Consider the following 24,862-nt stretch of genomic DNA (forward strand, 5'->3'; position numbering starts at 1 on the left):
CGAAATCAATTCGATTCGGTCTAAAACATGTTCATAGATGTTTCTCCTTATGAGACCCGCAGGGAGGGGCCAATATCCCTGATTTTCTTTTTTTTCTTTCCAAACCCATTCCCTTTTCTAATTTCTCTCCATGTTCTTTCGCCTTCGAGTTTTATTCTTACTCCTCATGTCCCTTGTTTTGGTTGATGCCGATTTCTCCCAAAGCGCACCACCTTCGATAGAATTTTTTACTCCCAATGGTTTTGTCAAATTGCCAAAACAAGTTACGGTTCGTTTCACAAAGCCAATGGTGGCCCTAGGTGATATCCGGCCTGTCACCGAAATTTTCCAAGTCAATTGTCCTTTTCCAGGAACCAGTCGGTTTATCGATTCCACCACTTGGGTGTATGAATTTGAAAAAGAGGTCCCGGGAGGAGTGGTTTGCCGGTTTGATTTGAAAGAAGGTACCAAATCCTTCAGTGGTGAGAAAATTCAGGGAGAAAAGAATTTTTCCTTCCATACGGGTGGTCCTTCGGTAAGGTATTCTTCCCCATATAACGGAAGTTCGATTGCAGAAGACCAAATCTTTTTATTACATTTAGATGGAATCCCAGATTTAACAAGTTTTCAAAAATTTGCTTATTTTCGTTCCGAAGAATTAGGCAATCGAATCCCTGTGGTTCTTATCTCAGGTTCTGAACGAAAAACATTTTTGCAATCACTTGGGAAAAAGGACAAAGAAGAAACAGTTGTCCTAAAAGCAAAACAAACCTTTTTACCAGATAAACAAATCCAATTGGTTCTTGGAAAAGGGATCAAATCAGTGTGGGGCGGAGAAATTCAAGAAGACGAAGTGCAGTCATTTACTGTAAGACCCGTGTTTTCCGCTCGGTTTAGTTGTGAAAGAACAACCGCAGATGCAAATTGTATTCCCATACTTCCTGTGAATTTGTCCTTTAACTCTCCCGTCTCACAAACGTTAATTGAAAAAATCAAATTGATTGGGAAAGATGGAAAAGAATACCCAAAACAAAAATCAAGTGGCAAAGGTAATGAATATTCGGATTGGGTGAGTTTTCCTGGCCCGTTTCCCGAAAATTCAGAATTTGAAATTAGAATCCCTGAGATCGTTGATGATGCAAACAGAAGTTTGGCGAATAGCGCTGCTTTCCCTTTAAAGTTTAAAACTGATGAATTTCCACCACTTGCAAAATTTAGTGCCAAGTTTGGGATTTTAGAATCCAAAGCAAACCCTGCTCTTCCTGTCACCTTACGAAACGTAGAAGCAAACCTTCCTGTTAAATCCACTTCCCTTGGCATGGGAGGCAAAAGCCAAAAAACCATGGACATTTTGGAAATCCAAAAATGGTTCCAAGCCCTTTCGAAAGTGGAAAGGAACCAATCTGTTTTCCAATCACCATCATCGAATGCAAAAGTAAATTCCTTTCAATTACCAAAACCGAATGGAAAAAAACCAATGGAAGTGGTTGGAATCCCATTTGATTCCCCAGGATTTTATGTTGTAGAGACAACAAGTGAGGTCTTAGCAAACCATCTGTTTGCCAGTGGTGAAGGGAAAAAAATGTATGTATCCAGTTCGGCGCTCGTAACCAATTTATCTCCCCATTTCAAATGGGGAAAGGATACAAGCCTTGTTTGGGTCACAAGTTTAGATACAGGTCTACCAGAAGCAGGTGTTCAAATTAAAATTCTGGATTGCCAAGGGAATTTGAGAGGGGCAGGTATCACAGGAAAAGATGGAACCATGCTTTTTGGTAATATCAATTTCCAAGAAGTACCATATTGTGGTTATCATGAATTAGGTTCTGGCCTAACAATATTTGCTCAAAAAAATGATGATATTAGTTTTACATCGAGCACATGGGAAAAGGGAATTGAAAGTTGGCGATACCAATTGCCACAAGCAAATACAGGTTATGCGAACTATTTAGAATCGATTGTATTGGATCGTACCCTTTTTAAAAAGGGAGAAACTGTTCACCTCAAACACGTTCGCAGAAGTTTTGGAAACAAAGGATTACAACCTGCAGATCCAAAAGAGTATCCAACGATGGTTGTGATCAAACATGAAGGTTCTGGAGAAAGTTATACTTCACCTCTTGTTTGGTCTTTTCCTGGTCATGCAGAATCAGAATTTAAAATTCCAAAAAATGCAAAACATGGTGTGTACTTAGTCACTTATCCGTATAACAATGAGGATACGAGTTATGGAAGGACCATCACTCAGTTTCGAGTAGAAGAATTCCGTCTTCCCGTACTCAAAGGAAATATCCAACTTGCAGGTGAGTTTCAAAACCTCATTTCACCGAAAGAAGCAAAAGTTCTATTTGGATTAGAGTATCTTTCTGGTGGAGGGGCAGCGCAGATTCCTGTGAAAATTCGATCCCAAGTTGTACCAAGTTTTTACTCTCCAAAGGAAGAGTATTCGGCATTTAGTTTTTTTCCTGATACCATCAAAGAAGGCAAATGGAAGGTTAGCGGTTACGAAGAAGAAGAAATCGAAGAAACCAAACCAAAAGTAGTTTCGACAAGTGCCAAAACGGATGAAAAAGGATTTTTATCACATACGTTTACTGATTTAAAATCCATCCCTGGTTATGGAAATTTACAAGTGGAGATGGAATATGCGGATCCAACAGGTGAAATCCACACTGCCTTTCGTAGCTTTCCAGTTTCCCAATCTGAATACCATCTCGGTATTTTGCCAGATGGTTGGTATTTTACAGAAGACAAAGTGAAACTCCAGTTACTTGTGTTAGATGCGAAAGACAAACCAGTCGCCTCTCAAAAAATCAAAGTAAATGCTTTTAAAAAAGAATTTTATTCGAACCGCAAACGTCTTGTTGGGGGTTTTTATGCATACGAACATTATGAAGAAGTCAATCGATTAGGTGAATTCTGTGAAGGAAAAACAGATTCCAAAGGCATTCTCATTTGTGAAGGAAAATCACCATCAACAGGTGATATCGTTTTTATTGCAGAGACAAAAGATAAAAATGGTAACATTACAAACTCAAGTTACAATGTTTGGGTAAGTTCCAAAGAAGAAATGTGGTTTGATGTGAGTGATCACAACCGAATGGACATTTTACCAGAAAAACGTTCTGTTGAAGTGGGAGAAACCATCAAAGTGCAAGTTCGTTCGCCGTTTCGAGAAGGGACAGCATTAGTGAGTTTGGAACGAGAAGGGATCATTGATTATTTTGTGACCCCAGTGAGTGGTAAGGATCCATTTATCAGCATTCCAATCAAAAAAGAATACGCACCAAATGTTTATATATCAGTTTTCCTTGTACGCGGTCGTATGGGAGATCCAAAACCGACAGGACTTGTGGATTTAGCAAAACCAAGTTACCGTTTGGGATTGTCCATGGTGAAGGTAGGTTATAAACCGTACAGTTTGTCCGTTTCAGTCACTACCAACAAAAAACAATACCAAGTTCGGGAAACTGCTGATGTTGAGTTGGAAATCAAAACTTCAGATGGAAAGGTACCAACAGAAAACACGGAAGTGGTATTAGCTGTTGTAGATGAGGCACTACTTGAACTTTCTCCTAATCCCACTTGGAATTTGTTAGATGCTATGATGGGAACAAGACCCCACCAAGTGGTCACTTCCACAGCTCAGTCACAAATCATCGGAAAACGACATTTTGGTTTGAAGGCGAAACCGGAAGGAGGGGGCGGTGGGAAACAATCCACTCGTTCCTTATTCGAAACTCTACTTTATTGGAAGGGAAAGGTGATTGTAGGTAAAGATGGGAAATACAAATTTAGTTTTCCGTTAAATGATTCCTTAACTACCTTTCGGATTGTTGCCATTGCCACATCAGGTTCCAAAGAATTCGGAACTGGAATGGCAAAAATCCAAACTTCTCAAAAAATCCAATCCTTTTCAGGAATACCACCAATTGTTCGGTTAGGTGATACATTGCAACATGAAGTGAACCTTCGGAATGCCTCTGATACCAAAGAACAACTACGTGTTCGTTTGAGTGTGGTGGATACAAAAAATGGTTTGGAAGTGAAATCTGATTTGGAAACAAAGTCAGCCATGTTGGCACCTGGGGAAACGAAACTCATCACATGGGATCTAACAGTTCCAGAAGATACCACTAAACGAAAGTTTACTCTCGAAGTATCGACTCCAAACGGAAACGTGATGGATTCACTCACGGTAGAACAAACGGTCATTCCTGCTTTTTCGGAACGTGTTTACCAAGCAGGGTTATTTTTATATGAGGCACCATTTAAAGAATCTGTTGTAACACCACCAGGTTCAATACCAAACTCAGGTAAAATGGTTTGGAAAGCATCTCCAACCATTCTCACAAGCCTCGGTGGGATACAAAAATATTTCCAAACCTATCCGTATGCCTGTATGGAACAAAGAGTATCGAAAGCAATTGGCTTACGTTCCGATGGATTGTGGAATGATGTATTCTCTGATCTAAATTCATTTTTAGATTATGATGGTCTCGTGAAATACTTTGCACGTATGGAACATGGAAGTGAGATCCTTACTGCGTATGTATTAACTTCCGCTAAACTATCAAATAAATCCATTCCAGAAGATACCTTGGTAAAAATGACAAATGGACTACAAGGATTTTTGGATGGAAGGGTGTATGGAGAACGTTACCGTTTTGGTGCTGACCTTGTGGTACGGAAAATCATTGTTTGGGAAGCACTCACTCGTTACCAAACCTATGATTGGGAACAAGTCAGACCTATCTTCGATGGATTAGAGTTTTTGCCAACTGCATCTCTCATTGATTTATCTGAAATTTATAACCGAGTGAATGGGGCCGATCCAAATGTAAAAAATCGCCTGTTTAGTGTATTACGATCAAAACTCAATTTACAAGGATCCGAACTCATCATTGCTGATTCAGGATTTACCAATCCTTGGTGGATATTAGGAAGTCGGGATTATACAATGGCAAAGTTTTTGTTGTGGTCTATCACTGAACCATCATATAAAAAAGATCTTCCTCGCATCATCAAAGCTTTTGTGAAAATGCAAAAACAAGGAAGGTATGATAGTACATTAGGAAATGCATATTCTGTCCTTGTATTTGATCGGGTGAGTAAACTCCTTGAAGGTGAAAAAGTGACAGGTGGTAAAGTCAAAATCCAAACTGAAAAAGAAAGTTTTTCCTTGGAGCCAAATGGCAAACAGACCCTATCACAACCCATTGGCTCTACCCCTGAATCTCTGACTGTATCCTATGAGGGAAAAGGGAAACCTTGGCTTGAGTGGTCGGTGCAAAGTATCCTCCCACTAAAAGAACCAATTGCCAGTGGGTACAGGATCAAACGTACCTGGGAACCTTTGCAGGTAGCAAAACCAGGAGTATTGTCAAAAGGGGATACCATTAAGGTCAAATTGGAAATTGATGCTGATTCGGATAAAACTTGGGTTGTCGTTGAAGACCCGATGCCACCTGGTTCTCTTCCCCTAGGTCGTGGGTTTGGGCGGGAATCCCAAATTGGGCAAGACGGTCCAAAGGACACGTCCTACTACCTCAGTTTTGAGGAGAAAACCTTGTCCCTGTATCGGGCTTATTTTGAGTATCTGCCAAAAGGGAAACATGTGGTCGAACACAGTTACCGTTTGAACCATGTGGGAAATTTTGTGATGCCATCCACTCGTGTGGAAGCCATGTATTCACCGGAAACCCATGCCGAATGGCCGAACGAAATCGTAAGGATTTCGGAAAATAAGGAATAGGAAAAGTTTACGGATAAAGAGGGTTTGGAATGATGACTCTAATGGGTCCGATCCAAGCCCCTCTTTTCCCGATCCGCGTTTTTAAAATATCCCTATACTATTCAGTTTTTTTTTATCTATTTTTCCTAATCTTTAATACTAGTTTTACCATTATGGGAGTTGATGTTGGTGACTTCCTCAAACAATACTTAGGTGCATTTTTTGGAGTTTATCTCACAACAACCTTAAAAGTTTTTTCAGTTTCTCTTTTTCTACACACAAGTTTATTCACACTTGTCCATTTAATTTTTAATTTCTTAAAAAAACCAAACCCAAGTTGGTATGTGTTCGTTTGCACGGTGTTTGGAATCGAATTTTTGGCACTTGTGCAATCAATGATCCAATTCCCTCAAATTTATGGTGAATTTTTTTTCTTCCGGTATCCGAGTTTTGCACCTTTCCTATATTTTTTGACAGACTATATCCATCCCATCCTACCTTCAATGGTTTTGGTTTTGGCTTTGGGAGTTTTGTTTGGTTTGCTTGTCCGCCAAGTTTACCTGCATAAATCAAAAGAAAGTTTTTTTGCCATCAATCATGTTTTGGTTTTAGGTTTCATCCACATTCATGGATTGTATTTTTTTGGTTTGGTTTATTTTGCCTTTCTCCTATGGCAAGGCAAACGTTACCAAAATGTTCACATCAAAACCTATGGATTTGTTTTTGTTTTCTTTATTTTTTTGTATCTCATTCCAAATCTTTGGATAGGAATCTCATCTTTACGATATTCGAAAGTGGAAGGGAAACCTCCTATCTTTATACTCTCAGCTGATTCACTTCGGTATGATAAAATTGGATTTCAAGTAAATGGATCTTCCATTACACCAAACATTGATTTGTTTAAAAATGATGCGTTCCAGTTCCACGACCACCATACAACCATTCCGCGAACCTTTCCAAGTTGGGCAGATACTCTGACGGGCAAATATGCAATGGATCATAAAGTGCGGGATATGTTTCCCTCTCCCGAGGAAAAACAAAGGATAGGTTCTTCTTCCTTTCCCACAATCCAACAAATCTTAAAAAAAATTGGATACGAACACTATGCAATTGGTAGTTTTGCTGCGGACATTTTTCCAAGAGCCAATTTCGGGTTTGATGCTGTTTATGCACCAAACTTCAATGCTCGGATCATGACTGTGCAAAGGACAGCGGAAACACAAATTTTGATTTTACCATTTCTTGTAGGTTCTTGGTTTTCAGGGGGAATGTATTTAGAAGAATTGGATGGGCTTTCCACATGGGGTGATGGGAAGAGGCTCATCAATCGATTCCATTCTTTAGTAAAAGAAAAAAAAGATTCTCCTTATTCCATTACCTATTTTTCAAGTGTGATTCATTTTCCATACACTCCTTCCTATCCATATTACAAACGTTATACTGATCAAAATTACTACGGAAAGTACAAATACCTCAAATTTGTGGATCCAACGGACGCAAATTTACCAAATCAGGTAGAAATCTCTCAAATTCGAAGCTTATTTGATAGCGCAGTTTATGCCTTTGACCAAGAATTTGGTGAAATGGTTGGTTATCTAAAAGAACAAGGGATTTATGAGGACGCAATCATCATCCTCACTGCCGATCATGGCGAAGCTTTGTATGAAGATATCCACGGCCAAGGACATGGGGAACATCTTAGAGGGGAAGCCGTTACACATGTTCCTTTTATGATTAAGTTTCCGAAAACATCGAAGTTTGGGCAATTACAAGAAAACCAAAGGGAATTTACGGGGATCACATCAAGTGTGGATTTTGTCCCAACACTTATGGATTATTTTAATATCCCTTTAACTTCTGAATATCCAGGCAAATCGTTGTTAGCAGTTCTTCAGGATAAAGATTGGAAAGAAGATCGATTTGTATATTCTGAAACTGGGATATGGTTTTCTGATGTAGGGAATCATTTTTTCCAAAAACAAAGGATCCCATATCCAAATATCTTATCTCTCCACCAAGTAGTGCCGGAAGAAGATTACCAAATTATGATCACCGATCCAATTTATCGGGAAACAATTGCATTTTCAAAACACAGAAGCATTCAAAATTCGAACTATAAACTGATTTACATTCCCACAAGAGAAGGTGTGAAGTTTGAGTTATACGATCGTAAAAAAGATCCTCTAAACCAAACAAATCTTTTTCCCAATCACCCCATGGCTTCCAAAATGAAGGACGTTTTGTACAAAACAGTTGTGAAATGGGAGAGTGCCTCGGTTGCCGGGGAATATTTAATTCCAAGTTCTTTATCAGATATCAATGAAAACTTATAAGAAAAAAAAGAGGAAACTATGCCGCAACGTAACGACTTAAAATCAATTTTGATCATCGGATCCGGACCAATTGTCATCGGGCAGGCATGTGAGTTTGACTATTCCGGAACCCAAGCCACAAAGGCACTGCGGGAAAAAGGAATTCGAGTCATATTGGTGAATTCCAATCCGGCAACCATCATGACCGATCCCGATCTTGCGGATGCCACCTACATTGAACCTCTTACCGTACCAGTACTTGAAAAAATCATTAAAAAAGAAAAACCAGATGCCATCTTACCTACAGTAGGTGGACAAACAGCTCTGAACTTAGCCCTTGCTTTACATCGTGAAGGTATTTTAGAAAAGTATAATGTTGAACTCATCGGTGCTAAAGTTGATGCCATTCGGAAAGCGGAAGATAGAGAGTTATTCAAACTCGCTATGGAAAAACTCGGGATACGGGTTGCCAAGTCGTTTATGGTTTCCGATATGGAAGCCGCGAGAAAAGCAAAAGATGAAATTGGATTTCCCATCATCATCCGTCCTGCCTTCACCTTAGGTGGAACAGGTGGTGGAACCTGTTACGATGAATCTGAATTTGAAGAGATCGCACAAAAAGGGTTATCGGCTTCTCCAATCTCTCAAATCCTCGTAGAAGAATCTGTGATGGGTTGGAAGGAATTTGAATTAGAAGTGATGCGTGATCTGAATGATAACGTGGTTATCATTTGTTCTATTGAGAACCTCGACCCAATGGGTGTTCATACAGGAGATTCGATTACTGTTGCCCCTCAACAAACTTTAAGTGATAAAGAATACCAAAGATTACGTGATATGTCCATAGACATCATCCGAGAGATTGGTGTGGAAACAGGTGGATCCAATATCCAATTTGCAGTAAATCCAGAAAACGGTGATGTGATTGTGATTGAGATGAACCCGAGGGTATCACGTTCTTCTGCACTGGCTTCTAAAGCCACTGGATTCCCAATCGCAAAAATTGCAGCACTTCTTTCCATTGGTTATACTTTGGATGAAATTCGAAATGATATCACTCGTGTAACACCTGCTAGTTTCGAGCCTTCCATTGATTATGTGGTAACAAAAATCCCAAGATTTGCATTCGAAAAATTCCCAGGTTCTGACAATACATTAGGCGTACAAATGAAAGCAGTGGGAGAGGCGATGGCCATTGGTCGTAACTTCAAAGAAAGTTTTCAAAAAGCCCTACGTTCCTTGGAGACTGATAGATTTGGTTTTGGAAGTGATGGATATTTAAAAGAACTGATGGAATGGGAATCTATTCCAAAAGAACAAAGAAAGGAATGGCTTACTGCGAAGGTAAAACGCCCAACCGACAAACGGATATTCTATGTTAAGATGGCGTTTGATTTCGGAATGAGTGTGGAAGAAATTCACGAAATTTGTAAAATTGATCCATGGTTTTTATACCAATTTGAAGAACTGTTCCAACTAGAAAACAAATACCGTAAGGAAGGAAATGTTATCATCGAAGAGATGAAACGAGCTGGCTTCTCGAATCGCCAATTAGCTTTCCTATCAAAAGAAGAACAAATTTTAGCACAGGTGAGAAGTGGTGCTGCCATTGAGATTACAAAAGCGAAAGTGGATAAAACTCTTAGGGAAGAAGAAGAAAAAATCGAATCCTATTTAGAAGAAAAAAACATACGTCCTGTATACAAACGAATTGATACTTGTGCGGGTGAATTCGAAGCGTTTACACCTTATATGTATTCTTCTTATGATGAAGAAGATGAATCGGATGTCACTTCCAAAAAAAAGGTGATGATCCTTGGTGGTGGTCCCAACCGAATTGGACAAGGGATTGAATTTGATTATTGTTGTTGCCATGCTTCGTTTTCCTTACAAGAAGCAGGAGTTGAATCAATTATGGTTAACTCCAATCCAGAAACCGTTTCCACGGATTATGACACTTCTGACAGATTGTACTTTGAACCTCTTAGTTTAGAAGATGTGATGGCAATTTTTAAAAAGGAAAGGCCAGATGGTGTCATAGTTCAGTTAGGTGGTCAAACACCTTTAAAACTAGCAAAGGCATTGGAAAAACGAGGGGTTCCAATCCTTGGAACAAGTCCTGATTCAATCGACCGTGCCGAAGATCGTAAACGATTTGCGGAAGTTTTGGAAAAGTTAAACTTAAAATCCCCAGAAAACGGAATTGCATCTTCCAAAGACAAAGCAAGAGAAATCGCAAGAAAAATTGGATATCCCGTACTTGTAAGACCATCGTATGTGTTAGGTGGTCGAGCGATGCTTATCGTGAATGAAGAAACGGAATTAGACAAATACATGGAAGAAGCAGAAGAGGTATCAGAAGATAGACCTCTACTAGTGGATTCTTTTTTGCAAGATGCTACAGAAGTGGATGTGGATGCACTTTGTGATGGCAAGGATGTATTCATTGCAGGAGTGATGGAACACATTGAAGAAGCAGGAATCCATTCTGGTGATTCTGCTTGTGTATTACCACCTCAAAGTATTTCCCAAAAGATGATCCAAGAAATTGAAGAGGCAACCTACCGCTTAGCTTTAGAACTTGATGTAAAGGGATTGATTAATGTCCAATATGCAATCAAGGATGAAACATTATATGTTTTAGAAGTAAACCCAAGAGCATCGAGGACGGTTCCTTTTGTTGCAAAATCCATTGGAATTCCAGTGGTGAAGATAGCGGTGAGATTGATGCTCGGTGAACCACTCGCTTCATTTAAATTGGGCAAACGTTATTCTGCTCCGATGATCACTGTCAAAGAAGCAGTTTTACCATTTAGTAAGTTTCCAGGTGTTGATACCATCCTTGGTCCCGAAATGCGATCCACAGGTGAAGTGATGGGTGTTGCAGCTACAAAGGGTGAAGCCTTTGTCAAAGCTCAAATCATGGCAGGAGAAGAGCCACCAAAACACGGAACTGTGTTTGTTACAATCAATGACAAAACGAAAAAAGAACTTTTGGAATCAGTAAGGTCACTTTCCAATCTTGGATATAACATCATTGCAACGGAAGGAACTCATAAATTTTTATCGGACAATGGAATTTTATCCAGTAAGATCAATAAAATCTATGATGGGTATTTTCCAAATGTGATTGATTATATCAAAGAGAAAAAAATCCATCTCATCATCAATACACCGCTTTCAAGGGTAACACGTGAGAACGCATTTACAATCAGACAAGCGGCAATCAAATACAAGGTTCCTTGCCTAACCACTTCCCAAGCAGCGAAGGCATTGATCCATGGACTTGTTGAAATGAAAGACAAAGGATACTCCGTAAATTCCCTTCAGGAAATTCATAAGAAAAAATAAGAGCTAAAAATTTTAATGCCAATCGCGAATTCCTTTGTGGGAAAGGATTCGTCGATTGGGTTTTCGTGAGTTAACAACAGGGAAGGGAATACAAACTTTTTTCTTAAATGGAGAGATCCTTTAAAAGAGTTTCGATTCGTTTTCGGTTCACTCCCAAATCTGATTTGCCAAGTCTTGATGCCGAACGAAAATGCAAAAGTTTCGATTTCTCATCAAAGTAAAATTCAACATCGTCCACATAACGCATGAGTAACGATGTATATTCCACATAAAGATAATTGTTTTCTTCTTTGATGATTTTTGTGCGTGGGGTATCCTTAATCCTTTGTTTTAAGATCAGAAGGGCTTCATTCGTTGGTTTGGTATACGGTGCCGGTGCTCGGAAATGTTCTTTGTCCGAGGGATCTGCATAAGAGCTCACACAATTAGGAGTGGCTGGGCATTCTAATAACTTTCCCGATCGGATTCCTAAATTGTCGGGTCTTGTGCCGGTGCAATTCAGAAAAAATAATAAGGGGACGGTGGTTCCTATCAATGTGATTAAATATTGTTTTTTCATCGGTTCCTTTTCCTTCTTTTTTAATATCTTCATTTGTTATGATATTCCTTTTAGACGATTTCCTTTGCCACAAGTCGTTTGGATTTTAATATCGAAAAAATAAAGAAGAGTAAAGTGAAAATACCCAGATAAAATAAGATTGTTGTGATATAACCAGAGATTGGTGGGTAAATCAAACTGTAACCAAAATCTGGGTTTTCTGTTTCCTTATCTAGTTTTGCCTCAATTGGTGTTTTTTCTCTTAGTTCATCGGAAGAAGGGTAAGTATATGGATCAAAGTTGGCAGACCATTGGTAAGGATTTCCGTAATACAAAACATAGTTTTGCGATTCTGTATCGGAGTCTGTAAAAAATAAAATTTCTTCTAACGGTTGCACAGTGATGACTTCTTTTAGGTGGAGTGTTTCGTTTTCGCCATCATTGATTTCAATCGTAAATTCTGAATTTACTGGAGAAACGATGGGAATTTCAGCAAAAGATCCTTCGTTTTCTTTATGGTTGATCGTACCTTGGAAAACAGTGTCCCATTCCTTTTTGTTGATTTTTGCGCGAACGGTGATGTAACGTTCCCAATTCTTTTCTTCAAAACTCAGTTTGAGTGTTTGGAAACTGCTTTGGTTTTCATTGGGAAACGTAAATAAAACTGAGTTTTCCTCTAAGTTAGGGTTTGGAATGGGTTGTATTTTTTCAAAGTAAAGATTTTTATTTCCTTTGATACGTGTCACAGAAGGGAATTTTAAATTTGATCCATTTTCAACTTCCACTCGAAGATAACGATACTTTGTATTTCCTAAATCAATTTCACCAGAAGTTTGTGACCCATACTTATATAAAAATACATTTTTTGTTTCATAAAATGAGTTTGGATTATCGCCTAATTTTAATGTGATGGAGGTTTCATAATCAAAATCACTTGAGACTGTTAATTTAGAATAACTCATTCCTTCTGGAAGTTTCGGAAGTTCTAAAACATAAACCTCCATATCATCTTTTTTGGTAAAAAGCAATTCCGGTTTTAATTTTTCAGTGTATTTGCTAATCTCTTCTGCGTTTTGGATTTTATACGGGACAATTTCTCCATTTTTTGTGACACGTAGATCACCATAATAGGAATGTTTGTAAAACTCATCATCAAGTAAAACCCTTACGATTTGGTTGGATGAGTTCTTTGTTTGGATCGATATTTCCTTTTTGTATTTAAAATTCTGTATCGGCAAAGGTCTTGCGACTATCGAAACAGTGAATAGAATTGTAATGAGCGAATAAATTTGAAAAAGTGATTTCATGTGGTTTCCTTTTTGATTCGATTGTAAAATGTTCCTGTAACAATAAGTGTGATTCCTAAAAATAACCCTGCAAGGATTCTGTATCCCAAGGATAAATTCCAAAAATCATATAGATAAAATTTTGCGATGACCAGTGCCAAAGATACAAATCCAGCTACTTTTAGTGATTGGAATTGTTTTTTGAATCCTATAACAAGTGTGATCAGTCCATAAAAAATCAAACTTATCGAATATAGGAAAAGTCTTTTTTCTTCTGGAAAACCCAAATAAATTTCAACAAAGTTTCCAAGTAAAAAATAGGGATAAGCCAAATATAAGAAGAGATTGGCGAAAGGGGAAAAATTTCTGCTATACCAATAAGACAATACTAAATACAAACTGCCCGTTGCAAAAATTAAAAACCTTCCGTTTAAAAAAGGAATTTCGTTGAAAGAGCGATAGGTGAAGGCAAAAACATATAACAAAGTGAAAAACCAAACTGGAAATGTTGCCAAATACATGTACATTTGTTTAGAGTAGGTACTTGCCATCGTAACAACGAAGGCAAAACTGATCAGACTAAAAGCCAATGCCTTACCAGTCATGCCCATTACAATGACGCTGATAATGAATGGTAAACCGAAGAGACCCACAATGTCATAGGTAGATTTGGCTTTCTCTGTTAATGTGATCCCTTTCAGGGACTTACTATAAAAAATGTAAAAACTCAAAAGAAACATCGTGAGTAAAAACGGTTTCAGAGTTGGATAAAAAATTCCAAATATCCAGAAGGCTTGGATGAATCCAAGTCCTAATGTAAACCCTAGTGTTACCAAAGTGAGGACTGGTTTTTTTTCGCGATTGGTTTTTAAAACTTGGAATTCCCTAATTAGAAAGAGGAGATAAACACCAATTTGGAATGCCAACGGATAAAATAGTTTTGCATTTTCCAGTTTGGAATCCGCCCAAATCGCAAAGATGAGGTGGTTTGCAAATAATACCAAAAGTGGAATGACTTTCCATGTCATTTCCTTTCGGATCCAAAAGAAAAGAGCATTCCAAATCAGTAAATAGGTAAAAAGAAATGGATACGAATTTTGACCTGTAGAGACTAAAATTGGAGAAAGGAATACTCCTAAACTTGCAAATCCAAACAAAACTTCACTTTTTTCTGCATAAGAAATTCCAACGGCAGTTAAACTCAAAAGTATGAGTCCAACAAAACATGTTTCTGTTCCGTACAAATCGTACCATATATACCCTGAGTAATATGCAGAGAATAAAACGGCTATACCTAAGCCAAGTAAACTGGGAGAAAGGTAAGGTCGTGAGTCTTTCGTTTTGTGGCCATACCACAATATGGGTAAGGAAGATAAAATCCCAATCCATATCCGAACTGATTCATTGATCCAATACTCTTCGATGGCCAAATAAAAAAACCAAACGGATGCGAGGATCAGGGAAAAAACACCTAGTTTTACAAATAAATTTTGGCCAATCCATTGGATGAACCAATTGGGTCCTTCTTCCAAAGAAACAGTTCCTTCGGATTCATAAACCTTGGTTTCTTTGGGCAATTCGGAAGGTATTGGTTTCGGAGTTGTTTTGGATTCCGAAAGAGAAAGAACTCTTTCTTTTAAGAAAAAAAGTTCTCTCTCCATCGATTGGATTTTGGATAAAATTTCTTTTGATTCGTTTTCTTCCACCTGGATGAGATTACAGATGGAAGAAACGAATGGAAACTATTTTTTATTCTGGATCGTTCCACATTCCATTTTCACGAATGAGTTCAATGAGTAGTTCAGGAGCTTCCACTTCTGATACCCCTTTTTTGACAATTTCCTTTCCTTTGTAGAGGTGGACCTTACCCACACCAGCACCCACATATCCAAAATCGGCATCAGCCATTTCACCTGGTCCATTCACAATGCAACCCATCACTGCGATTTTTACTCCTTTTAGGTGACCTGTTTTTTCTTTGATTTTTGCGGTAGTGGTTTGTAAATCAAACATCGTCCTTCCGCAAGATGGGCAAGAGATGTATTCCGTTTTTGTCAATCGAAGCCTAGTGGCTTGTAAGATATCAAAACTCAAATGCAAACATTCTTCTGCTTCCCCATCTCCATACGAAAGACGAATCACATCACCAATTCCATCCAGTAAACTACCACCTGCCTTAATGGAAGCATTGTACATCAATTGGTCTTTGTTTTGGTCTGTTACTTGTAAAACGATGGGGTAATCCGATTCTTTTAATAAAAATGCAAGTTTACGGATGGTAAGTAGGTCTCCATCACTCACAGAAAACAAAATGTTTTCTATTTTTCTTTTTTTGCATTCTTTTAAAACAGGTTTTACATCTTCGATTTGGGAAGCAGTAAAGGACCATTCTACGGAACGTTTGTCTTTTGCGAAACGTGAGACAAATTGTAAAAGATCATCCCATGATTCTTCTGATTCCTTGAGGAAAAGGGAAGGAGTGATGACCCATTTTTGAAACTTATACAATTCTTCAGCGAGTGCATCGTATTGGTAAAGAAGGTCATTCGAAAGTGATACAGAAACCGGAAGGGGGAAAGAACCTCGCCGAACCATCGTTCCAAGAGATAATAAATCCATTTCAGAATTGATATGGAAATGTAATAGTTCAGGCACTCGACCTGATTTGGATTCTCTTTGGATGAGGTGGAGGACTTCTTCGGCAGTTCCCTCACCAAAAAATGGAAAACAGGATTCAATCCGAACTGGATTCGTATCTCCAATCTTAGTTTCTCCAATGTTGATTTCTTTTGAATAAAACTTAGAGTATTGGTAAGGGTCACGAAATTCTGTAAAAATCGTTTCCCTTTCGTTTTGGATTGGATTCGTTGTGCCTGTGAGAGAACTTAAAAAAAGTTGATTGTATTTCCGAACCAGTTCCTTCGCAACGGGGATTTCATGGATGGCATCTTCAGTGAGGGACACTCGGATGGTATCACCAAGACCATCTTCCAGTAAACTACCAATTCCGATTGCAGATTTGATCCTACCATCTTTGCCATCACCAGCTTCTGTCACACCTAAATGTAATGGGTAATCCATACCTAAATCGTAAAATCTTGCAACTAACATGCGATAGGCTTGTATCATCACTTGAGGGTTCGAAGCTTTCATGGAGACAACGATATCTTTGTAGGAATTTTTTTCTGCGATCCGAATGAATTCTAATGCAGACTCCACCATCCCAAGGGGAGTGTCTCCGAATCGATTCATAATCCGATCCGATAAACTTCCGTGATTGGTTCCAATCCGCATTGCTACACCTAGTTCTTTTGCTCGAAGCACTAGGGGAGTAAATACTTCTTCAATTCGTTCGAGTTCTTCGTTATAGTCTTTGTCAGTGTATTCTATGATTTCAAATTTTTTTTTGTCGGCAAAGTTTCCTGGGTTGATGCGAACCTTTTCGACCCATTCCACACATTTTAAAGCAACTTGTGGAGTGAAGTGAATGTCAGCAACTAATGGAACTTTTAGACCTAGTTCTTTCATCCTTTTTCGGATATTTGGTAAATTGTCGGCATCTGCCTGGCTTGGCACTGTTAGGCGAACGATTTCAGAACCCGCTTTTTCTAACTCTAAAATTTGTTGGATACTTGCGTCCGTATCTCTTGTGTTAGATGTTATCATGGATTGCACGCGAATTGGATTTTTGCCTCCAATCCCTACATCTCCCACCTTCACTTCCCTCGTGGGACGTCTTTTATAGAAAAAGGGTGATTCGTTATATTTGGTGCTCATTTGAATCTTATGTTCTCATTATCTAGAAAATTAAATTCGAAATTTTGGGCAAGCAGTATGAAAAAAATCTGTGACTTTCAATTTCACTCCCTCCCAAACCGAAAATCTATTTAGGAAGAAACCCTGGGCTTTTTGAACCAATGAACACGGAAGTAAAACAAGGATTACAACGCAAATACCGAGTGCAGGTGACTGTGGCAATTTACCGAGAGGGAAATTTGTCCTATAAAAGTGAAATTTTATCACCGGCCTATTATGATAAAAGGCAAGAAGCTCGCGACCACATCCGCCAAGAAATCCGCGAACGATTGGCCCATTCTAAATTCTTCCGTTCCACACGATTGGACTATGATTTGGTCCGTTATACCGAAGAGGGGAGTTGTAATACCTACCTCAGGTATAGCATCCAAGATTCGGACCTTTGAACCCACAAAAAAAACTCCACGATTGGTACAGGTTACACAAACGGGATTTACCATTTCGTAAAAAAAAACAAGCCTATCCCATTTGGATATCTGAGGTGATGTTACAACAAACAAGGGTTGCCGCGATGTTACCTTTGTTTGAAGCTTTTTTAGAAAGGTTCCCGAACCCAGAATCTCTCGCCAAATCAACCGAAGAAGAAGTGCTTTCGCATTGGAAAGGGCTTGGGTATTACAGCCGTGCCCGTAATATTCGAAAGGCTGCCATCCAACTCGAAAACCAATTCAATGGATCCTTTCCGAAAGACTTGGAATTGGTCCTAAAACTACCGGGGATTGGCAATTATACTGCTCGAGCTGTTTTATCCATTGCTTATGACCTTCCTTATGCCGTACTCGATGGGAATGTAAAGAGAGTACTTTCACGTTACTACGGTTATACGAAAAATATTCTTGGTCCAAAAGCAGATATAGAACTACAAACGAGAGCAGATGAGTTTCTAAACACAGAATTTCCGGGTGACCACAACCAAGCCATGATGGAATTGGGAGCCACTCTTTGTTTGCCAGAATCACCAAAATGTTTGGTTTGCCCGTTAACAGATGGATGTTTTGCAAGGATTCATGGAAAAACAAGTGAGATTCCCGTACGTGAAAAAAAACAAAATCAAATTTTTTTACAGGGAAAGATTTGGGTGATCCAACATGGAGATTTGATTTTACTGATTAAGGAAAAAGGAAATCGGTTTTTGAAAGGTATGTTCCACTTTCCCTATGGTTTTTTTGGGGAAATTCCAAATGAAGCGTACAATCCGTCTGAATTTGCAAACTTTCTAAATTCGTTATGGAAAGAAACGGGAATGAAAGGAAAAATCAAACATACCATCACCCATCATAAATTAGAATATTCCGTACAATCCATAAAATTGGGAAACTTGGAAACAACCAATCCAAAGGTTGAAGTTTCGAAGTTGGAAACGCAACTAGATCAATTTGGTGTGGAATACAAGTGGGTAGGAATGGAAAGTTTGGAATCTGAGTTCCCATCTTCACTCGCAAAGAAAGTGAAAAAGATTTTGCTTTACTAATCTAAAAATACCCTTACGATTTTTCCGTCATGGCAGAGATCCTCATTTGGTTAGAGTTCATCATTTCCAAAATTCCACTGCCAATTTTAGAAGTATGGGGACGTTTTGCTTTTTTACTTGGTTCCCTTCTTGCTATCTTTGCGTATACTGGATTTACCTTTCGCAATGGAAAACAATTTCGTATCTCTAGAGAAGTATGGACTTGGAATCTCAAAAGTTTTTATTTTTTTCTCATCACCTTTGTTTCCATTTTTGTTACAGGTTACCTTGGTAGTTCTGTAGTCCTGATTCCAGGTGCTCAAACCTTAGAAAGCCTCAAAGACTTATCCGTATTCCTTTGTCTAAATTTTTTTGGATATCCGGCATTACTTGCCGTACCGTTTGCCTATGGATTATCAGATTTGATTGAAGGTGTGCCTCCCGACTTTTTATGGGACTGGTTACCAGGGTATTTTATCAATCCGTCACTTTTTTGGATCTCTTACCAAATGATTGGGAAGTCACCAAATTTTCGTAATGTGAGAGTATGGGTTTATTATCTTATTTTTGTCGTATTGTTTTTAGTTTTGGAACCTTTTTTGTGGGGGTATCTCTGTTCCAAACAATTTGGTTCTGAAATTTCTTATCGCACCATTAGTTCCGCCTTAATCTTCACCACAGGTCTCACATGGATTTTTGCTCCTTTTGTGACTGGATTCCTCTTTCCTATTGTGAAAAAAATTGGTTATTTTTGGGCCGAAATTCCTTCCCAAGTGAAAGAGGTAAGTATCACCGAACCAAGGTTAATATGGAATTCTTCATCTGAAAATTTAACACCTTCAAATCAAATCACTGAAGACAGAACGGGAATCTCTTTACAACTTTTTATCGTGGCACCTTTTGTCTGTTTGGTTTTGTTACTGGTTGGCATTACCTCTTATGTAACTTTAAAAAATGCAGAAGACTCCGCATACCAAATGGTTGAGATTTTACACAAACAATGGTCAAAAAACATTCGTTTGCAATTATCCAATTTGGAATTTCGAGAAGGTTCCATTTTATCAGATAAAGTGAAAATCGAACAATTATTGGATGCGTCTGTTGTTCATACACAAGGCCGTGTGTATTTGTTAGATTCCAATTTGGGATTCATTGCGAGTGTTTCCAACGAACCAAAATCCTCTCTTCTTTTGGAAACCTTACGTGTGGAACTGAGCAAACAATCCACAGACATTCGGTATCCAGAATCAAAATTGAGTTTTTCAGTTGTTACAAAAAAACCTCTTTCTCGCGAAACTTGGAATGCAAATGTTTCCTGGGTGGAGGTTTCGAAATCTCAGAATGGATTTTATCTTGTGACCCTTTTTCCCAACTCTTTTTATTTGAGTGGGGTATATACAGGTAACAGCGAATCTGCCATGGTTTTTGCTTGGGCTATCCTTCGGTTTGCAAGTGCTTCCAAGTCACTTGCAAAAGGAGATTGGGATATCCCTGTTGGGGAAAGTATGATTGCTGAACTCCGTGGGCTTTCCGATGCCTTTCGTTTTATGTCAAGGGAACTCAAATCCAGTTTCGAACGAGTGAGTGCAAGCCAAAGGATGGTCATGGAAACCAATGCCAATTTGGAAAAAATTGTAAATGATCGAACGAATGCCCTTATGGAAAGCAATCGTAACCTTCTAGATACCATCGAAACCAAAGAACGGATTTTACTCGACCTCCATAATACACAAAACCAATTATTGCTCAGAGAAAAATTAGCGGCTCTTGGCCAATTTGCTGCAGGGATCACACATGAATTGAATACTCCACTTGGTGCCATCTCATCAAGTGTTCGTGCCATGTCGGAAATCTTAAAAAAAGATGTGATCAAATTACCTGAATTTATAGAAACCTTAAATCATGAAACCTTAGAAGATTTTAAAACATTACTTTTATTGAGTGTCAATTTTGGAGATCGAAGTTCGGGGTTAATGAGTCGTTCGGAAAAAAAAGAAAGATTGGCGTTATTACGTGAAAAAAATATCGAATACCCAGATGAGACATTAGACCATCTAACATCGATTGGAGTCACAAATTGGGATTCAGATATCTTTGCCATCATTCAAAAACCAGGTGCAAAGGTCTTATTGCAAAATGTAGTCACTTTGGGAAGCCTCTACCGTTTAGTATATGTGGTTCAATCTGCTACGGAAAAAGCCTCACAAGTGGTAAACGCTCTCAAACACTATTTGTATACAGACCAATCCATCGTCGATTCTAACTCGCAAAAGGTGAACATACCAACAGAACTTGATTCCATTTTGACACTTTACCAGGCAAAAATCAAAAAAGATGTCGAAATCATAAAGAACTATTTCACATCTGATTCTTGTTTGGCGGATAGAGACAAACTCAATCAAGTTTGGATCAATTTAATCAATAATGCTTTACAAGCAATGGACTATAAAGGTAAGATCAAAATCTCTGTTACAACTGAATCAGAATTTATCCTAACATCGATTAAGGATAGCGGAAAAGGAATTTTACCAGAAATCCAAGATAAGGTCTTTTTACCTTTTTTTACGACAAAAAAACATGGAGAGGGAATTGGGCTTGGGCTTGACATTTGTAAACAAATCGTGGAAAAAATGAATGGAAAAATCGATTTTATTTCCGATCCTACTGGAACGGAATTCAGGGTATACATACCAAAAGTTTTGGAAGGGGAAACAGTTTGAATTTATCGCAAATCAAAAATGAGAAGAATGCCATACTCTGTGTAGATGACGAACCCATCCTCCTTCTATCTCTCGTACAAGAACTAAAACGAGAAATTGGGGGCAGTTACACGTATGAAACGGCCCAAAATCCAGAAGAAGCGATGGAAGTGATCGATGACCTATGCCAATCGGGAGTGGAAGTGATTCTCATTTTGTCAGATTGGCTGATGCCAGGGATGCGTGGGGATGAATTTCTCATCAAAGTCCACCAAAAATACCCCCATATCAAGTCGATTCTCATTTCTGGCCATGCCGACCGAGATGCGATCAACCGCGTCAAAGAAGAAGCCAAAACCTATGCTATTTTTTCCAAACCTTGGAACACCAAGGAACTTTTGGATGCAGTTCGTTTCTGTTGCAATTTGACCTAAGTCCATTTTTTTGGACTTAAGGTGCGTACCATCTACATCCGCAAACTCAGGTTCGAGGAAGCTCGGACCAAACTGGAAAGGGAAATCCATGATGCCTTTATGGATGGGGAAACCTATGTGGAAATCTTGCACGGGATCGGAGAAGGGATCCTCCGTCAGATGGCGATTGACTATGTGGCCACTTGTGGATTTTTGAAATTGGTAGAATCTGATCCGATGTTTAGACAAAATCCTGGTTGCACCCTTGTGGAAATCCTCGCTCCCTCCAAAGAATACATCAATCGATTGAAAGCATGACAGAACCAAATTCCAAAATAGAAATTTTAGACGTAACCTTACGTGACGGTGAACAAACAAATGGTGTGTCCTTTTCTTGGCAGCAAAAATTAAATATCACCAAACATTTATTAAAAGATCTTAAAACTGACCGAGTCGAAATTGCAAGTGCTCGTGTTTCCCCTGGTGAATTTGAAGCTGTCCAAAAAATCATCGAATGGGCAAAAGGGGAAGGCCTCCATAACCGAATTGAAATTTTAGGATTTGTAGACTATGACAAAACCGTTGAGTGGATGAAAGGGACTGGTGTTAAAGTTTTAAACCTTTTGACAAAAGGTTCCTTAAACCACCTAACTAACCAACTACGAAAAACTCCGGAAGAACATTTTTCAGATATCAAACAAACTGTGGATTTTGCAACGGAAGCAGGGATCACAGTGAATGTCTATTTAGAAGACTGGTCCAATGGATATTTACATTCCAGGGATTACGTCATCCAATATTTACAAACAGTATCCCAGTATCCAATCAAACGTTTTTATTTAGCAGATACACTTGGCGTCATGTCTCCCGAAGAAGTAAAAACGGCAGTCACTGATTTGGTGAGTGCGTTTCCAAACCTTTGGTTTGAGTTTCATGGACACAACGATTACGACCTTGCAGTTGCCAATTGTTTGGAAGCTGTGAAAGCGGGAGCACGTGGGCTTCATGTTGCCGTGAATGGCCTAGGGGAACGAGCTGGCAATTCTCCATTAGAAGCAGTAATCACATCCCTCCATGACAAAACCAAATTTAGAACCTCCATCGTAGAAAAAGAAATCACAAATGCCTCAAGGCTTGTGGAAGTGTTTTCTGGCAAACGTATCTCGGATAACAGACCCATTGTGGGAGAAGATGTGTTTACCCAAACAGCGGGAGTTCATGCCGATGGAGACAAAAAAGGGAATTTATATGCCAATCCCATCCTTCCTGAACGGTTTGGACGAAGCCGAGTTTACGCATTAGGAAAGTTAGCTGGTAAAGCAAGCATCACTGAAAATTTAAAACAACTTGGAATGGTTTTATCACCTGAAATTGAAAAGAAGGTTCTCGCACGAGTGATTGAACTCGGAGACCAAAACAAAACTGTCACAAAAGAAGATTTACCTTACATCATTTCTGATATCTCGGGTGAAAATTTAGAATCCAGCTTCCGCATAGAGTTTTGTACGGTGACTAGTGGAATCGGTGTGAAACCAAAAGCAGAAGTAAAGGTCAAATTCCAAGGGAATCTGTATGAAGCAACGGGAGAAGGGGATGGTGGATACGATGCATTTATGAATGCCCTTGGGAAAATCTTAGAAACCCTCAACATCCAAATTCCAAAACTTTATGATTACGAAGTCAGGATCCCTCCTGGTGGCAATACCAATGCCCTTGTGGAAACGGTCATCACTTGGAAAAAAGAGGGAGATGTTCATCCCATTCGTTCCATTGGGATCGACTCTGACCAACAAGTTGCTGCAGTTAAAGCCACCGAACGTATGTTGCATATTGTGCTTGGGAAATTATGAACCATTTTTTAGTCGTAGGGCTTGGAAACCCTGGAGAAAAATACAAAAACACTCGTCATAACATTGGTTTTATGATCTTAGATGTTTTAGCGAATCAATTTGGTGTAACATTCAAAGATGTCAAAAAATATGCTGAGGCCACCCATACTTGGGAAGGGGATAAAATCCATTTATTAAAACCATTGGAATTTATGAACCTTTCGGGAAAATCCACACAAACCCTTGCCAATCTCTACAAGATCCCACCCTCCCAAATCCTTGTGGTGCAAGATGAAGTGGACTTACCCTTTGGAAAGATCAAAAACAAAATTGGTGGTGGTACGGCTGGCCACAATGGTCTAAAAGACATCGTGGCAAAACTTGGATCCCAAGACTTCCATCGTTTGCGATTTGGTGTTGGCAAACCGGAAAAGGGAGGAATGGAAGTGGCTGATTTTGTTTTGCAAAATTTTAATGCAGAAGAACATTCCCAACTTCCTACACTCATCGGGGAATCCGTTTCTAAAATCGAAGAATGGGTGAAAACAAATCGTATCCTCATCCAAAAGGAATCCAAATCCTAAATGAAAGTTCTAATTTTTTCCCAATCGAAAGGTAATTTACATAAATTCCAATCAGGACCCAAGTGATGACCAAAGAAAAAGATCCATCGATCAATTTGAAACGTCTCATCATTCAAACTGTGGGCTCAATTGTTCTCGTGCTTGTGATCGTGTTTGGGCTTGCATTTTTCTTTAGAACCGAGTTACTTGGATTTAGCGAACACTTTGTTCGGATCTTTGGTTATTTCGGTTTATTTTTTGGTATGATCCTATCGGATAGCCTACCTGCCTTTGTCCCACCAGATGCCTTTTTAGTACTCGCCATCTCTGGGGAAATGGATCCAGTTTCGACCATCCTTTCGATGTCTATCGGAAGTATCATTGGTGGGAGTATCGCTTATTGGATTGGTTTGTACCTGATCCCACGTTTCCACTTGGGCCGCCAAATGGTACTCCATTATGAAGACAAACTGCTTCCTTACATCCGTAAATATGGATTTGGTGCAGTGGTTCTCAGTGCCCTCACTCCGATCCCGTATTCTTGGATGGCCTACACTGTGGGAACGTTTAAGATGCCGTATCGATTGTTTTTACTTGGTTCTCTCTTTCGTTTTGTCAGAGTTTCTGTTTACTTTTATGCCATGTACATTGGTTGGATCACTGGAGGTTAAAATGTCCGAAAATCGATTGTTTCCTAAGTCAGTGGATGAAGTGATTTTGGAGAAAGTAAGGTTTTTCTTTTTACCTGATCGAACAGCTGCCTTTGTGAAAAATCTTATCGATGGGAAGGTTTCGGAAAGGTCCCTTATCTGTTGCAACTCAGGTTGTGATGTTTGTAATGAAACCATATACAACTGTTATGTGGCAGTAAAAAAAGAATTGGATTTATAAT

16 protein-coding genes are annotated in these 24,862 nt (G+C 39.0%); 12 read left to right on the forward strand and 4 right to left on the reverse strand.

Annotated elements, in window-relative coordinates:
* Positions 1-130: 130 nt before the first annotated feature.
* From LEP1GSC202_RS16015 to carB, 3 genes are read left to right on the forward strand one after another with little or no spacing between them, the layout of a single operon-like run.
* A complete protein-coding gene (locus tag LEP1GSC202_RS16015; RefSeq protein WP_015678869.1) occupies positions 131-5,734 on the forward strand; it encodes an alpha-2-macroglobulin family protein in 5,604 nt (1,867 codons plus the stop codon).
* Between the two features lie 41 nt (positions 5,735-5,775).
* On the forward strand, positions 5,776-8,046 hold the full coding sequence (locus tag LEP1GSC202_RS16020; RefSeq protein WP_015678837.1) for a sulfatase-like hydrolase/transferase: 2,271 nt from the start codon (positions 5,776-5,778) through the stop codon (positions 8,044-8,046).
* An 18-nt stretch (positions 8,047-8,064) separates the two neighbouring features.
* Positions 8,065-11,376, forward strand: coding sequence for a carbamoyl-phosphate synthase large subunit (gene carB, locus LEP1GSC202_RS16025; protein ID WP_015678808.1), 3,312 nt, complete (start codon positions 8,065-8,067; stop codon positions 11,374-11,376).
* A 103-nt stretch (positions 11,377-11,479) separates the two neighbouring features.
* Here carB and LEP1GSC202_RS16030 read toward each other — a convergent pair whose 3' ends face one another.
* From LEP1GSC202_RS16030 to ispG, 4 genes are read right to left on the reverse strand one after another with little or no spacing between them, the layout of a single operon-like run.
* Positions 11,480-11,935 carry a DUF1499 domain-containing protein gene (locus tag LEP1GSC202_RS16030; protein WP_039929284.1) on the reverse strand — a complete coding sequence of 152 codons (456 nt, stop codon included), beginning with the start codon at positions 11,933-11,935 and terminating at the stop codon, positions 11,480-11,482.
* A gap of 50 nt (positions 11,936-11,985) precedes the next feature.
* Positions 11,986-13,221 (reverse strand): hypothetical protein, encoded by a 1,236-nt coding sequence (locus tag LEP1GSC202_RS16035; RefSeq protein ID WP_015678899.1) that lies wholly within the window; start codon positions 13,219-13,221, stop codon positions 11,986-11,988.
* Positions 13,218-14,906, reverse strand: a complete 1,689-nt coding sequence (locus LEP1GSC202_RS16040) for a DUF2339 domain-containing protein (RefSeq protein WP_015678838.1) — start codon at positions 14,904-14,906, stop codon at positions 13,218-13,220. The genes LEP1GSC202_RS16035 and LEP1GSC202_RS16040 overlap by 4 nt, the downstream gene beginning before the upstream one ends.
* Before the next feature lie 43 nt (positions 14,907-14,949).
* On the reverse strand, positions 14,950-16,977 hold the full coding sequence (gene ispG, locus LEP1GSC202_RS16045; RefSeq protein WP_039929258.1) for a (E)-4-hydroxy-3-methylbut-2-enyl-diphosphate synthase: 2,028 nt from the start codon (positions 16,975-16,977) through the stop codon (positions 14,950-14,952).
* A 140-nt stretch (positions 16,978-17,117) separates the two neighbouring features.
* Here ispG and LEP1GSC202_RS16050 point away from each other — a divergent pair, with 140 nt between their 5' ends.
* From LEP1GSC202_RS16050 to LEP1GSC202_RS16090, 9 genes are all read left to right on the forward strand, one after another.
* Complete coding sequence (locus tag LEP1GSC202_RS16050; RefSeq protein ID WP_015678755.1) at positions 17,118-17,402, forward strand: hypothetical protein; 285 nt, start codon at positions 17,118-17,120, stop codon at positions 17,400-17,402.
* On the forward strand, positions 17,399-18,487 hold the full coding sequence (gene mutY, locus LEP1GSC202_RS16055; protein WP_015678836.1) for an A/G-specific adenine glycosylase: 1,089 nt from the start codon (positions 17,399-17,401) through the stop codon (positions 18,485-18,487). The genes LEP1GSC202_RS16050 and mutY overlap by 4 nt, the downstream gene beginning before the upstream one ends.
* Positions 18,488-18,516: 29 nt before the next feature.
* Positions 18,517-21,186, forward strand: coding sequence for a sensor histidine kinase (locus tag LEP1GSC202_RS16060; RefSeq protein WP_015678788.1), 2,670 nt, complete (start codon positions 18,517-18,519; stop codon positions 21,184-21,186).
* On the forward strand, positions 21,183-21,599 hold the full coding sequence (locus LEP1GSC202_RS16065; RefSeq protein WP_012388280.1) for a response regulator: 417 nt from the start codon (positions 21,183-21,185) through the stop codon (positions 21,597-21,599). Before LEP1GSC202_RS16060 ends, LEP1GSC202_RS16065 begins: the two co-directional genes overlap by 4 nt.
* Before the next feature lie 21 nt (positions 21,600-21,620).
* Positions 21,621-21,896 carry a Smr/MutS family protein gene (locus LEP1GSC202_RS16070; protein WP_015678762.1) on the forward strand — a complete coding sequence of 92 codons (276 nt, stop codon included), beginning with the start codon at positions 21,621-21,623 and terminating at the stop codon, positions 21,894-21,896.
* The gene (gene cimA / locus LEP1GSC202_RS16075) at positions 21,893-23,428 is read left to right on the forward strand and encodes a (R)-citramalate synthase CimA (RefSeq protein ID WP_015678769.1); all 1,536 of its coding nucleotides are present in this window, start codon (positions 21,893-21,895) and stop codon (positions 23,426-23,428) included. The genes LEP1GSC202_RS16070 and cimA overlap by 4 nt, the downstream gene beginning before the upstream one ends.
* Entirely contained in the window at positions 23,425-23,991 is a 567-nt protein-coding gene (gene pth / locus LEP1GSC202_RS16080) for an aminoacyl-tRNA hydrolase (RefSeq protein WP_015678760.1), read from the forward strand. The genes cimA and pth overlap by 4 nt, the downstream gene beginning before the upstream one ends.
* A gap of 65 nt (positions 23,992-24,056) precedes the next feature.
* A complete protein-coding gene (locus LEP1GSC202_RS16085; RefSeq protein ID WP_015678835.1) occupies positions 24,057-24,641 on the forward strand; it encodes a VTT domain-containing protein in 585 nt (194 codons plus the stop codon).
* Between the two features lies 1 nt (position 24,642).
* A complete protein-coding gene (locus LEP1GSC202_RS16090; protein ID WP_015678894.1) occupies positions 24,643-24,861 on the forward strand; it encodes a hypothetical protein in 219 nt (72 codons plus the stop codon).
* Position 24,862: the final 1 nt, after the last annotated feature.

It is taken from the genome of Leptospira yanagawae serovar Saopaulo str. Sao Paulo = ATCC 700523 (assembly GCF_000332475.2).
In the GTDB taxonomy this organism is placed as follows: domain Bacteria; phylum Spirochaetota; class Leptospiria; order Leptospirales; family Leptospiraceae; genus Leptospira_A; species Leptospira_A yanagawae.